Origin of the sequence: Agrobacterium sp. a22-2 (assembly GCF_012276985.1) — a bacterium.
Lineage (GTDB): Bacteria > Pseudomonadota > Alphaproteobacteria > Rhizobiales > Rhizobiaceae > Allorhizobium.
Genome location: NZ_JAAXMM010000011.1, coordinates 101,038 through 114,510, shown reverse-complemented (window position 1 = coordinate 114,510; position 13,473 = coordinate 101,038). Strand labels below are relative to the sequence as shown.

12 protein-coding genes are annotated in these 13,473 nt (G+C 61.1%); 10 read left to right on the top strand and 2 right to left on the bottom strand.

The features are described 5' to 3' along the window. Window position 1: 1 nt before the first annotated feature. The 10 genes from HFC70_RS17955 to HFC70_RS17910 all read left to right on the top strand — a co-directional run bounded on the left by HFC70_RS17955 (window position 2) and on the right by HFC70_RS17910 (window position 11,487). Window positions 2-1,078: an ABC transporter ATP-binding protein gene (locus HFC70_RS17955; RefSeq protein WP_168474651.1), complete on the top strand. Its 1,077-nt coding sequence runs from the start codon at window positions 2-4 to the stop codon at window positions 1,076-1,078. Beyond that, entirely contained in the window at window positions 1,078-1,956 is an 879-nt protein-coding gene (locus HFC70_RS17950) for an ABC transporter permease (protein ID WP_168474650.1), read from the top strand. Before HFC70_RS17955 ends, HFC70_RS17950 begins: the two co-directional genes overlap by 1 nt. Further along, window positions 1,953-2,747 (top strand): ABC transporter permease, encoded by a 795-nt coding sequence (locus tag HFC70_RS17945; protein WP_168474649.1) that lies wholly within the window; start codon window positions 1,953-1,955, stop codon window positions 2,745-2,747. The genes HFC70_RS17950 and HFC70_RS17945 overlap by 4 nt, the downstream gene beginning before the upstream one ends. A 5-nt stretch (window positions 2,748-2,752) precedes the next feature. Further along, window positions 2,753-4,261, top strand: a complete 1,509-nt coding sequence (locus HFC70_RS17940) for an NAD(P)-binding domain-containing protein (protein WP_246735842.1) — start codon at window positions 2,753-2,755, stop codon at window positions 4,259-4,261. Further along, window positions 4,258-5,070, top strand: a complete 813-nt coding sequence (locus HFC70_RS17935; RefSeq protein WP_168474647.1) for a creatininase family protein — start codon at window positions 4,258-4,260, stop codon at window positions 5,068-5,070. The genes HFC70_RS17940 and HFC70_RS17935 overlap by 4 nt, the downstream gene beginning before the upstream one ends. A gap of 8 nt (window positions 5,071-5,078) precedes the next feature. Further along, window positions 5,079-6,767: a CocE/NonD family hydrolase gene (locus HFC70_RS17930; protein ID WP_168474646.1), complete on the top strand. Its 1,689-nt coding sequence runs from the start codon at window positions 5,079-5,081 to the stop codon at window positions 6,765-6,767. A gap of 119 nt (window positions 6,768-6,886) precedes the next feature. After that, window positions 6,887-7,936 carry a questin oxidase family protein gene (locus HFC70_RS17925; RefSeq protein WP_168474742.1) on the top strand — a complete coding sequence of 350 codons (1,050 nt, stop codon included), beginning with the start codon at window positions 6,887-6,889 and terminating at the stop codon, window positions 7,934-7,936. Beyond that, window positions 7,933-9,504 (top strand): amidohydrolase family protein, encoded by a 1,572-nt coding sequence (locus HFC70_RS17920; protein ID WP_168474645.1) that lies wholly within the window; start codon window positions 7,933-7,935, stop codon window positions 9,502-9,504. Before HFC70_RS17925 ends, HFC70_RS17920 begins: the two co-directional genes overlap by 4 nt. Before the next feature lie 289 nt (window positions 9,505-9,793). Further along, window positions 9,794-10,666 (top strand): helix-turn-helix domain-containing GNAT family N-acetyltransferase, encoded by an 873-nt coding sequence (locus HFC70_RS17915; protein ID WP_210259321.1) that lies wholly within the window; start codon window positions 9,794-9,796, stop codon window positions 10,664-10,666. Then, window positions 10,663-11,487, top strand: coding sequence for an SDR family NAD(P)-dependent oxidoreductase (locus tag HFC70_RS17910; RefSeq protein WP_168474643.1), 825 nt, complete (start codon window positions 10,663-10,665; stop codon window positions 11,485-11,487). Before HFC70_RS17915 ends, HFC70_RS17910 begins: the two co-directional genes overlap by 4 nt. 316 nt (window positions 11,488-11,803) lie before the next feature. Here HFC70_RS17910 and HFC70_RS17905 read toward each other — a convergent pair whose 3' ends face one another. Further along, window positions 11,804-12,628, bottom strand: coding sequence for an inositol monophosphatase (locus HFC70_RS17905; RefSeq protein WP_168474642.1), 825 nt, complete (start codon window positions 12,626-12,628; stop codon window positions 11,804-11,806). Further along, window positions 12,625-13,455, bottom strand: a complete 831-nt coding sequence (locus HFC70_RS17900; RefSeq protein WP_168474641.1) for a glycerophosphodiester phosphodiesterase family protein — start codon at window positions 13,453-13,455, stop codon at window positions 12,625-12,627. The genes HFC70_RS17905 and HFC70_RS17900 overlap by 4 nt, the downstream gene beginning before the upstream one ends. Window positions 13,456-13,473 lie beyond the last annotated feature (18 nt).

Here is a 13,473-nt window from a genome sequence, read left to right as displayed (position 1 = left end):
CATGGCGACGACGCCTGATGCGGTGGACGCTCCGTCAAGATCCGGGCTTTTGCTGTCGGCCCGCGGCCTGACCAAGAATTATGGCAGGGACCGCGCGGTCGACAGTGTCGATCTCGACATTCCGGAGAGGGCTTTCACCACGTTCCTCGGTCCTTCCGGCTGCGGCAAGACCACGATCTTGCGCATGATTGCCGGCTTCGAGACTCCCGACGCGGGATCGATCGTGCTTGACGGACGGTCACTTGCTGGCGTTCCACCGGAGCGACGTCCGGTCAACACTGTCTTCCAGAGCTACGCGTTGTTTCCGCACCTCACCGTGTTTGGAAACGTCGCGTTCTCGCTGACACTGCGGCGACATAGCAATGTCGATGTGGCAGCCCGCGTCAAACGGGCGCTGGATGCCGTGCATATGACGGAGTTCGGCGATCGGTATCCACACCAACTCTCGGGCGGCCAGCAGCAGCGGGTCGCGGTAGCGCGCGCGATCATCGCCGAACCGCATCTGCTTCTGCTCGACGAACCCCTGTCTGCACTGGACAAAAAGATGCGTGGACACCTGCAGATCGAACTGAAGGATTTGCAGCGGCGTCTCGGTATCGCCTTCGTCTACGTCACTCACGATCAGGAGGAGGCCTTTGCGCTCTCCGATATCGTCGTTGTCATGAACAAGGGGCGCGTGGTTCAAAAGGCGGCACCGCTGACGATCTACGCCCGTCCTGCCAATGCTTTCGTTGCTGACTTCATCGGCGCGGCAACACTCATCCCAGGCACAATCGTCGACAACGGCGTGGCCTCCGCAATCGACACGGCCATCGGTATCGTTCAATGCCCGGCTGTGGAGGGATTGGCGATAGGGGACAAGGCTGTGCTCGCCATTCGACCGGAACATGTCCGGATCGGCGTGGACGGCCTGAACGCGACGATCCGGCATGTGGTGTTCAAGGGGGATCGCTACCTTATCGAGGCCGAGGTTAACGGCATCGTCCTGCAGTTCATGGCGGATGACCCGCTGACGCCTGGCGCGAATGTCGGGCTTGTCGTTGATCAGGAACGCGCCTTCATTACGAGGATCGACTGATGGCTCCGGTGTTTCACCGTGCACAGCTTGCGCTACCCGTCGTCTGTATTCTGGTGCTCGGCTGCGTTCTGCCGATTGCCATACTCACGGTTTTCAGCGTCTTTGAGGTGGATCTTGATGCGTTCACGCTCGTTCCGGCCTTTTCCGGGCAGAGCTGGGTGCAGATGTTCACCAATCCGATCTTCGCCTTTCTGATCGGCAAGGCGGTCATCTCCGGCGCGGGGACGGCGGTTCTGGCGGCTTTTATCGGATACCCGATCGCCGTTTCCATGACGCGCCTTCCCATTCTGTGGAAAGGCATAGGCAGCATCGTCCTTTTGACGCCACTCTATACCGGTGAGGTCGTCCGGATTTACGCTTGGCGGGTTGTTCTTGGCTCAGAAGGGCTGATTAACGCCGCCCTGCAATGGTTTGGCCTGGTCGATGAGCCTTTGAAATTCCTACTGTTTTCGCCGTTCACAACCCATCTCGTGCTTCTCTACAACAATTTGCCCTTCATGGTGCTGGCAATCTGGATCTCAGCGGAATTGATCGACAGACGGTTGATCGAAGCCGCACGGGATCTCGGTGCCCGCCCGCTGGATGCGTTCTTCAAGGTCATTCTGCCTTTGACGACGCCCGGACTGGCTGTCGGCGTCTTTACGGTATTTGCGCTGGCCGCTGGTGACATGATGACGCCGAGCCTTTTGGGCGGGACGTCGGGCGCGACCCCGATGGCCATGATCGACAACCTGTTCGGGACAGCCTACGATTGGCCGCTGGCCTCCGCGCTGTCCCTGAGCCTTCTTGTCGTCCTGTTTGCCTTTGCCACAGGCTTCGTGACCATCCTCCTTCGGTTCGATGGCGCGCGGGCGGTATTTCGGCGGGGGGCACCATGAGCCGCCTGGTCATCCTCACGCTCGGTCTCGCCGTGTGTTTCTTCTATCTGCCGATCATCGTTCTCGGAATCTTCTCGTTCAACGCGGCCAGCACAATGGCCTTTCCGTTAAGCGGCTTTACCCTCTCCTGGTATGCCGATCTTTTCGGGAACGACGCGTTTCTGGGCGGCTTCGTCACCAGCTTTCTGATCGCGCAGCCGGTCGGTCTGCTGGGTGCGCTGATCGGACTGATGGCCGCTTTGGCCGTGACATCGCCACGCATGAAGTTCCGGGCCGCATTCGCCGTACTCGTACTCGTTCCCTTTCTGGTGCCGAAGACGGTCCTTTCCATTGCGCAGGCAATGCTCATGAGCTGGGTGGGACTGGGACGCGGGGCAACCGCGCTCATACTGGCGCAGACCCTGGTCGTCATTCCCTTCACCACGACCATCCTTGCAGCTGTGATGATCCGCCTCGATCCGCGGCTTGAGGAGGCGGCGCGGGATCTCGGCGCCACCCCATGGCAGAGTTTCCGGCGCGTTCTGATGCCACAGTTGAGCGTCGCCTTAAGTGCTGCCTACTCCATCGGGGTCATCCTGTCTTTGGCCGATCTCACCATATCCATGTTCCTGGCCGGCCGCACCCAGCCCCTGTCGCTGATCGTCGCATCGGAATTTCGACGCGAGCTCAAACCTGACCTCAATGCCATGCAGGTTTCCGTCCTCGTGCTGACGGCTCTGATTGTGGCGCTGACCGAAATCAATCGCCGACGTCGCCTGCGTGGACGTATGGCTCATGTGCGAGATGAATGATGATGATGACCACAATCGACACGTCGCGCATGGCGCTCGACGACCTGAAACAGGCAGCGCTTGCCGATCTTGCCCTGCTTGGCTATCCGAACGCACCATGGCTCAGCGAGCTTCCTCGACCCGACGCGGTTGATGTCGCCGATGTGATCATTGTCGGTGGTGGCCAGTCCGGTGTCACGATCGCAGCCGCCCTGAAATGGGACGGGCTCCAACATATCCGCGTTCTCGATAGCGGCGCACCGGGCGCCGAGGGCCCGTGGCTGACCTTTGCGCGCATGGAGGAGTTGCGGACCCCGAAGACCCAGGTCGGTAACGAGTTCAACGTCGCCAATCTGTCCGTGCGCCGCTGGTTCGAAACGCGTTACGGGCATCAGGCCTGGGCGGATCTGTCCCGCATTCCGCGAACGGACTGGAAGGCCTATCTCGATTGGTATGCGGACGTTTTCGAAATCGCCATCACCAATCATTGCGAGGTTCTGGACGTCGCCCCGCAGGGTGATCTCATTGCCGTCAAAACTCGTATTGGAGGCCGGATCGAAAATTCCTTGGCGCGGACCGTGGTGCTGGCCACCGGATACGATGGCGCCGGCGCATGGCGTGTGCCGCCCTTCGTATCCGAAGCACTTGCGCCCGAAAAGTTCGATCACACGAACGGTCCTGTTGATTTCAGCGCCTTGAAGGGATTGCGCGTCGGCGTGCTTGGCCATGGCGCATCAGCTTTCGACAATGCGATCAAGGCGCTGAACGCAGGTGCTGCCTCCGTCGATCTCTGCTTCCGGCGTCCACGACTGCCGCGCACCAATCCGCATCGGGCCATTGAGACGCCCGGTATGATGACGCATTACCCGGATCTTTCCGAGACCACGCGCTGGGATATCGCACGGTTCTTTCGCAGCGCCGATCAGCCCCCGCCGATGCGCAGTTTCGAAACCGCGATGAAAATTGAGAATTTCAGACTTCGCCCCGCCACGCCATGGTTGGAGGTCGTCCAACAGGCCGATGCCATCCATGTGACCACACCGGATGGCGTTCTGCAATTTGATCACCTGCTGCTTGCGACAGGCATGGATGTCGATCTGGCTGTCAGGCCTGAACTCAGCACCCTTCACGACAAGGTCGTGCTCTGGGGCGATCGCTACACGCCGCAAGATGGCAGCGCGGATGCGCGCCTCGCGCGGTTTCCCTATCTCGACGGTTTCTACGGATTTGTGCCGAAAGATCCGGAGGACGCGTGGGTCAGCCGGGTGTTTGCCTTCAACAGCAGCAGTTTCGTCAGTCACGGTCCGCACTCCACCTCGATCAGCGGGCATAAACATGCCGTTCCCCGGCTCGTACGCGGTGTCCTGCGCCGGCTGCTGCTTGATCGGGAGGCGGTTATCCTGCCGGAACTGGCATCCTATGCCTCGCCGGATCTGCCGATCCCGGACGATTTCGAAAGGGTGTTGGCCGAGGCAAATCGGCAAGCGACAAGGTCGCCAGAGACAGACAGCCAGGCTATCCGGAGTGGCTCATGAAACCTTCCTTTTTCTGGGCCGATCATTCGACCGCCGATTTTGCGTCGCGCGATCTAAGCGAGACCGTCGTCATTCTGCCGATCGCGGCTGTCGAGCAGCATGGACCTCATCTTCCCGTGCAGGTGGATGCCGCCATCAACGCGGCCATCCTCGATCGGATGATGCCATTGCTTGACACAAGCACAGACGTTTTGATCCTGCCCGCGCTCAGCGTCGGCAAGTCGGATGAACATCTGGCCTATCCGGGAACGCTGACCATCTCGGCACAAACCCTGCGGCTCGTCTGGCTCGATATTGCCAGAAGCGTGAAGCGGGCCGGTGCCCGCAAGATCATCCTGTTCAATTCGCATGGCGGGCAGATTTCGCTGATGGAGATGACCTGCCGCGATATCCGCGTCGAACTCGATATGCTCGCGGTCGCCTGCTCGTGGTTCAGGATCGCTGCGGTCGACGATCTGTTTTCGTCCGCGGAAATCGTTCACGGCATTCACGGCGGCGATATCGAAACCAGCATGATGCTTGCCATCGCGCCCGAACTGGTCGCCATGGACAAGGCCGAAGATTTCGTGCCCCTGACGGTTGCCATCGAGCAGTCCGGCAGTCCATTGACGGCAGAGGGTGCCGTCGGCTTCGGCTGGCAAGCGCAGGACCTTCATCCCGCTGGTGTCTGCGGCAATGCTGCCAATGCCGATGCCGCCAAAGGGGCGCTCGTGCTTGAGCGGGCAGCGACGGCGTTGGTTCGGCTGATCGAGGCGACGCGTGATTTCGACATGGGCAAGCTCACCTCTCAAACCCGTTTTCTGCGATGAGATAAACCATGCTGGCAATCCGCGAAATCGAAAGCCTTCCCATGCGCATGGCGGACGGTGTCCATCTGGTAGCCGATGTCTATCGACCCGTCGGCCCGGAGCGCTATCCGGTTCTGGTCATGCGCCTGCCCTACGGGCGAAAGGTTGCCTCGACGGTCGTACTCGCCCATCCCGCATGGTATGCGGCGCAGGGTTATGTCGTGCTGGTGCAGGACGTTCGCGGCCGGGGGGAATCCGAGGGCATTTTCAGGGTTCTTGAGGATGATGTTGCCGACGGCGCGCAGACGCTGGCCCTGGCGGCCGATCTTGCCGGCGGCAACGGCATGGTGGCGAGCTACGGCTTCAGCTACCACGGCATGAACCAGTTCATGGCCCTTGCCGGCGCAAAAAAGTCGGGCGGAAAAGTGCCCGACGCAATGGCGATCGCCATGGCCGCTTTCGATGTGCGCAATCACTGGGCATTCGAGGGCGACGGGTTCCGTCTGCAGTCCAATCAGATGTGGGCGTGTCAAATGGCCGTTGAAAATGCCCGGTTGGACGGCGACCTCGCCGTTGCTCATATGTTGCATGCCGCTTTGCCCTTTCTGCATTCCGGCGCGATTTCGGGACGGCCGGAGGTGCTTGAACTGGCATCGAAGTACACACATTACCAGGATTGGCTTGCCGATGATCCGTCCTATTGGCAGGCAAGGTCGCCGCAATCGCTGCTTGAGGGCGTGACGCTCGACGTTCCCGTCCTGCATGTGGGCGGCTGGAACGACATTATGCTTCAGGGCACATTTGCCGCTTTCGAGGCCTTTACCGCAGGCGATAGTCTGCAGCGGCTCTCGATCGGCCCCTGGTCGCATATCCCCTGGGGTCGAAGGGTTGGGGCACTGGATGCCGGGGCCGGTGCAGCAGACGGTATCGACCGAGAGATCGTCGCGTTTTTCGACGAGGTTCTTAAAAGCCGCGAAAACCCTTATCCGAAGATCCGGCTTTACGATGTCGGCAAAAAGGCCTGGACCGGTTTCGAAAACCTGCCGAAAACCGAGACGCTGGTGCTTCATCTCACATCGGGCGGCCGCGCAGCGACGACAAGCATCGATGGAACCCTCGCGGAGAAACCGGGGCTTCCGAGCGCCGACTATCTGGTGCACGATCCATGGCGGCCGGCGCCGAGCGTCGGGCTGCATCTCGGCACGCCGCCGGATTTTGCCGACCGGGCGGCCGTCGACGATAGGGCCGACGTGCTCGTCTACACCTCGGATCCGCTCGACCGGCCGCTCCTGCTAAGCGGCGCGACCGCAGTGGACCTATTTGTCACTGCCGACAGGCCGAGTTTCGATCTTGATTGTACGTTGAGCGCGCTCGCCCCGGATGGGTCGGCCATCAGCGTGACGTCGGGACACAGAACCGTAACGGCGGATGGCGACGGATCGGCAGTTTTCGTCTGCCTGCGACCGATCCACGTGACCGTTCTGGCGGGGCATTGCCTGCGCCTTTCCATACAGTCGGCTGCTTTTCCCGCCTTTCCCGTCAATCCGGGCACAGGCGCAAGATCCCAGGACGCGGCCGTGACGGATAGGCTGGTCACGACCCTCGTGCTCAGGTCAGGCGATGGCTATCCCTCCGCCCTGCGATTGCCTGTGATGCGGCAGCTTGATCCGAAAGACGGGCAGGCAATTACCGCAGAGGAGATCCGGACTAAGCCCTGATCCCCAAAGCCATCCCAGGGTGCTCGGCAACTGACGACGTGACGCAAGCTGGCATTCAACGAAGTCAATGCATGAGACCGCCCGGCTTCGCTGTCGGTTTCAAGAAGGAATTTATATCCATGGTTCCACAAGAAAAAGCTTCCGAAGGACTGGACACTTTGCTGGCCGGCATGCCGGAATGGGGCTCTGAATTTTCGCGCACCTTCGCCAATCACGCGCCCATGGTTCTCGTCGCACTGGACCGGATCGGCGGTGCGCCATCTCAGCTTCGGCGGTTCTTCAATCACTACAGAGATGCCAAGCAGCTTCTGCCCTTCGCTCAACCGCTGGAGCGCCTCAATGGCAAGAGCTGGAAAACCGCGATCGGGATCCGCGAGCGCGAGCCCGATCTACGCGTCTTCTTTGCCGGCGAAGTGACGAGGCTCGGAATACATGAGGTTCTGAAGCTCTATCTTCCAGACCTTGCCGACGGCATTGCCGCCAGCGCCTTTCATGCGCTGATGCGAACGGCCTATGGGGTGCTTCGTGCTGACGGGACCGATGTCGCGATTGCATTGGCCTATTGGGCTGCCACCTATCTGCGGCTTCCCGCAGCAGAGGGGACACCGCCGATCACACGGGATCCAGCCGAGGTATTGGCCCTGACTGCTGCGATCGAGCCATTGCATGGTATGACACTTCATGACCTTCTCTGGCAGAACATGCGCGATGCCGGTAACGTGCCCGCGTTTGCCCCCGTCGTCGATTGGCTCGATATCGGACCGGACACGATGGAAAAAATGGCGGCGACTGCCCTGTCCATATTTGCGGCAACCCAGCATTTCGCTGCATTGCACATCATCACAGGGCTGCACTGGATCCGTCTCCTCGCGCCGCATTGCAGTGAGGCTACGCTCCATCGGATGTTGCGGGTGTTCTGGCAGGGCATCGCAGCGCTGATGGGCGAGCTTGGCTTTCCCGAGATGCCCGACCGAGCGGCAATTGATCGCTGGCGTCATATCCAAGTGCCGGATTGGCCCGGGCTGCATGCGATCGCCGCGCAAAGCTACGACGAGCACGATATCAGCCTTGCCTTTTCCGCCAGCGAGGAAATGAAAGTCTATGGCGATCCGCTCTATCGTGTCGTGGTCGCACGCCGCCTCGGATTGATTGGAGACTACACGAAATGAGCTTGGAAGAGCCGATGACAAGCGACTGCATCATTGAAGCCGGGACCGTGCTGTGTGGCCTTTTGCCAGACGGCACCATGTCCATGCGCCACGATGTCGGCATCCGTGTCGCTGGCGGCATGATCGCGCAGATTGGGCCGCTTGCCGCTGTTGGCTATGGCAACGACCATCTTGCCCGCTTCGGATCCGCCGACATGATCGCCATGCCGGGGCTGGTCAACAGCCACCACCATTTCGGGATCACGCCCTTGATGCAAGGGGTGCCTTTCGCGCCGCTGGAATTATGGCTGCCGCAATTCCGGGCGATGCGCCAGATCGATGTCAGGCTGGATACGCTCTATTCCGCAATCGAGATGCTGGAAAGCGGAACGACGACGGTGCAGCATATCAATAGCGGACTTGCAGGCGCACCGGAGAACTGGATGGCGACGGCAAACGCCACGCTCAAGGCTTATACCGATATCGGCATGCGGGCCGGCTTTTCCTTCATGATCCGCGACCGCAACATTCTGACCTATGACGAAGACGCCAAGGTGCTGGCAGCCCTTCCCGAGGCCATTCGCAGCTGGATCGCTGCCAAACTCAACGCGTCGAACATCCCCATCGCAGACCTTATGGCATTTTACCGTGCGCTTAGGGAACGCTGGCTCAATGTACGGCCGGATCATGTGCGTATCAATCTCGCCCCCGCCAATCTGCATTGGTGCACGGACGAATGCCTCCAGACGATTTTCGAAACCGCTCGAGAAACTGGCGCGCAAATCCACATGCATCTTCTGGAAACCGAGCGGCAATCGCGCTTTGCTCACAACAAATTCGGCCATAGCGCCGTCCAGCATTTGAAGGCACTCGCGTGCCTTGGGCCAAACGTCACGCTCGGGCACGGCAACTGGATGAGCCGCAAGGATCTCGATATCGTGGCCGACTGCGGCTGCAGCATATGCCACAATGCCTCCTCAGGCCTGCGGCTCGGCAGCGGCATCGCTCCCGTCAACGAAATGCGGCAGCGCGGAATTCCAGTGGCGCTCGGCATAGACCAATCGAATATAGCTGACGACCGCGACATGACGCTCGAAATGAAGCTGGTCTGGGCGCTGCACCGTGAAACCGGACTGTGGAACGACCGTCCGGACGCCGGTGCCGTGCTGCAGATGGCGACGGAACATGGCGCAAGATCCGCCGGCTTCGGTGGCTTTACGGGTCGGCTCGAACCTGGTCTTCAGGCCGATATCGTGCTGATGGATCGTCGCAAGATTGGAAGACCCCATGTAAACGTGCGGACACCGGCCGTGGAGAGTGTCCTGCATCGCGGCGGACGGCATGCCATCACCCAGGTATTCGTCGGCGGTCGCCTGGTTGTCGATGACGGAAAGGTTGTGACGATCGACAGGGAAGCGGTCCTTGCGGAAATCGGCGAGCGGCTGGAACGGCCCGAAACGCGAGATGAAAGGGAAGCCTGGGATGCGATCGATACCCTCCTGCCCCATCTTGCGGCCTATCTCCGCAACTTCACCCCGGCAGCCGGATATCGCCCCTATCGATATAACGCAATGGCAGACAGCGAGTAGAAGCGACCTGCTTTAACACCGCCGAATGCCCTCTATGGCGCGATATTTTGCGCGGCAGCTACGAAAAGATCTCCGAATACCCCATGGGCTTACGAGAACGAAGGCCCGTCGGCCGCGCCGTCAAAAGGTGGTTCGTCGTTTGGCATGGACCCGCTTGACCACAATTCCGGCGCAGGCTAAAAGGTTGCATGATACAACTTTATATGCCTGTGCTCCCATGTCTCTGACGCGTTCCACCGTGGATCCTATCCGCGCCGCATCTCGGCAGCTTGTCCGAGAACTCGGCTTTATGGGCGGCACTTTCGCCGGAACCGACCTGCCGCCCTCCGCCGTCCACGCCCTGATCGAAATCGACGCCAGAGACGGGATCTCAGCTCGCGATCTCGGCGGGCTTCTCCGCCTGGAAAAGTCGAGTGTCAGCCGGATGCTGCGTAAGCTCGTTCTCTCAGGCGATGTCCTGGAGGAGCCGGACGCGGAGGATGCGCGCACCAAGAAGCTCTCCCTGAGCATGGCCGGACGCAAACGCGTCGCCGCAATCCATGCCTTCGCTCGCGCACAGGTCGCGGGCGCGCTGGAACGGCTTCCTTCCGAACATCACCGGACTGTCCTTAATGGCCTGCGCCTCTATGCCGATGCGCTGGCGACGAAGCTGGATGCCCCGAGCATTGTTCCGCAGGTCGAAATCGTCGCCGGCTACCGGCCCGGCCTCGTGGCCCGCGTCACCGAGATGCACGCGCTCTATTATGCGCGCGAGGCCGGCTTCGGCCAGCGCTTTGAAACCGTCGTCGCCGGTGGTCTCGCGGCCTTCTGTGACCATCTCGAAACGCCAGCGAACCAGATCTGGGCTGCCCTCAAGGACGAACGAATTGTTGGCGCGATCGCCATCAACGGTGAGGATTTGGGTCCGGGTATCTCGCACCTGCGCTGGCTCATTGTCGATGATGAGATGCGAGGGAAGGGCGTTGGACGACGGTTGCTTGAGACCGCGCTCGCCTTCTCGGACGCGCAACGCTTCACCGAGACCCATCTGTGGACCTTCGCCGGTCTTCATGCCGCACGTCATCTCTATGAAAAGAATGGCTTCGTACTGGCTGAAGAGCGTCTCGGCAGCCAGTGGGGCAAGGAAGTACTCGAACAGCGCTTTGTGAGGAGACGGCCATGACGGTCACAGAGACGACAGCGCCTTCCATCACCGAGCTGGCGGGGCCTGCTCCTTGCTACACGCCGGCAGGGCGGCTCGCCGGGAAGGTTTGTCTCGTCGTCGGCGCAACCAGCGGCATCGGTCGTGCAACGGCGCTGCGCATGGCCGCGGAAAGGGCGGCGGCCGTGGTCGTCTCGGGACGACGGCAGGCGCTCGGCGAGGAGGTCGCCGAGGCTCTGGGCCGCATAGGCACGACCGGCGTGTTCGTCACAGCCGACGTCACCTGCGAGGCGCATCTGGCCGGCCTCGTGGCGCAAACGATGACCCGCTTCGGCCGACTCGATGTCGCCTTCAACAACGCCGGGTTCCAGGAGCGCCGGGCGCCGCTGGCCATCCAAACGGATGACGTCTATGGGCAGGTCTTCGACACCAATGTGCGCGCGGTGTTTCATGCCATGCGTCATGAAATCCCCGCGCTGATCGCCTCGGGCGGCGGAGCGATCGTTAACAACACCAGCGTTAGTGGGATGCGCAACCCAAATCCCGGCCTGTCGCTCTATGGCGCCTCCAAGGCGGCAGCCATCGCCCTGACACGCTCGGCGGCGATGGAATATGCGCCGCAAGGCGTGCGGATCAACGCGATCGCCCCAGGGCGTGTCGTCACGGACATGATGCTGTCCTCCGGCATCGCCGACATGCGTACCGTCGCGGGCAGCTTGCCGCTCCGGCGCATGGGCCATCCGGACGAAGTGGCCGCGGCGGTCGTCTGGCTGCTGTCGGGCGAGGCAAGTTACATCGTCGGCCATGTGCTCGCCGCCGATGGCGGTTTCCTCGCTGCATAAGCCGGCGGGTGCACTCTACGCAAACGGAGCCACCTCACCTCACGCACGGCGGCGCTTGCTGGTCGCCGTCCGAGGACGGCGTTTGAGCGCTATGGCGTAAACGGAGTGCTCATCTTCATCGGGCGCTGCCCGCCACACCGTCGATTATGCGCTACGCGCGATATTCTGGGTGGAAACCAACAAGCCAAAGGCAGCGTAGATCACGCCATCAATGACCGAGTTCCGCCATCCTTCAGATCCGTGCACCAACGCTTCTTCTGGGCACCTTTTTCGATTGAGTTTGCTGATGCATGAAGTGTCCACCACGAATGAGGTATCAGAACAGTCCTGCCGCAATATTCTCCCATGAAGTCCGGCTCGGAGCCGTCAACAGATGACCTTTGGTCATTGTCGGCCGATAAGGTTCCCCGGTCAGGACGGCGGCATAACCTCCGGCTTCCGCGTGTATCAGAACGCCAGCCGCATGATCCCACGGTTTCAGGCTCTCGTTGAGGCAGAAGCTCATCGCGCCGGTCGCCAGCATGCGGTATTCCCAGGCCGAGCAGCGCCATGTCGTCGTACGCAGGAAGCGCAACACGCGCGGCGCCAGTTTTGCCTGCAGATCTGGTTCGAACATGTGCAGCGGAATAAAGCCATGCATCTCCTCGATCGGCGTCGGAGCGGCGACGGACAGACGCGTGCGCGTGCCGTCGACGGCCACATGCCAGGCGCCCCCGCCCCGGCGAGCCATCACGAAATCACCCAGGATCGGATAATGGATCAGTCCGGCGATGGTCTCGCCGCCGGACACAATGGCGAGGATGCTGCCGAACATCGGAACGCCATGGGCAAAATGCCAGGTACCGTCCACCGGATCAATGACAGCGGCCAGATCAGCCTCGGCGAGGCGGGAGAGGATGGAAGGATCGTCCGACACCGCCTCCTCGCCGACAATGGCAATACCGGGCAGACGCTCAGTCAGCCGCTCGCTGAGGAACCGCTCGGCGGCGATGTCGGCATCCGTCACGATATCGTCGGCTGCCGACTTGGCGCGGATGGCATCGGCCGTGATGGCGCGGAAGCGCGGCAGGATCTCGGCCTCGGCTGCCTGACGCATATCGCCCATCAGGGCAAGGAGCAGATCGTCGCTGACAGAGTTCATGCACGGCGCGCCTTGATATAGGCCTTCAATGCTTCCGGCTCGTCGGTCTGGAAAACGCTGATGCCCGCCTCCATCAGCCTGCCCCAGATACGATCAGGATCGGTGAGCGCTGTTTCATCCCGCCATTCGCCGCTTTCAGCCATGTTAAGCGTGTTCGTCCACAGAGCCATGTTGGCGTCGCGGAACAGCTGCCGGTTTTCGGTGATCGTCTCGATGCGGTCGAAGCGCATCTCGCACATGAACGGCTTGATCTGAGAGAGTAAAGCCATGGTTTCCTGTAGGTCTTCGGCGGTGAATTTTGCCATCGCCATGAAGGGCACGCCTTCGATGTTCTGTTCACGAACCCAGTCCAGCTCCTCGCGGGTCATGACGCGCGTCTTCAGATCGACATAGGGTGCTGCATTCATGTCGCGGGCGCAAGCGGCCACTTCGGAAAACAGGCCGCGATCCTTGAGGTCGAGATCTGCAAAGATGCGGCCGCGGATGATTTCGAGCGCCTGTCTCAACGTCGGAACGCGTTGGTCCGTCATAGCGCGGCCTTCACCGCCGTCGTCCTCGCGCAGCGCAATTGCCTGCAGCTCGGCGATCGTAAAGGTCTCAGCGTCGCGGTCGATGCCAGCCATGCGCAGCAGTGTGTCGTCGTGCATGATGAAGAGTTCACCATCAGCGCTCTTGCGCACGTCGAGCTCGACGATATCGGCGCCGACGGCGATGGCCCGTTCGATCGCCGCCAGGCTGTTTTCCGGCGCACCACGCCAGGCACCGCGATGGGCGACGATGGCGCAGTCGCGCAAGGGGTCAGCGATATAGTCCTTGTAATGGGTCATTTTGTTTTCCTTGAGGTT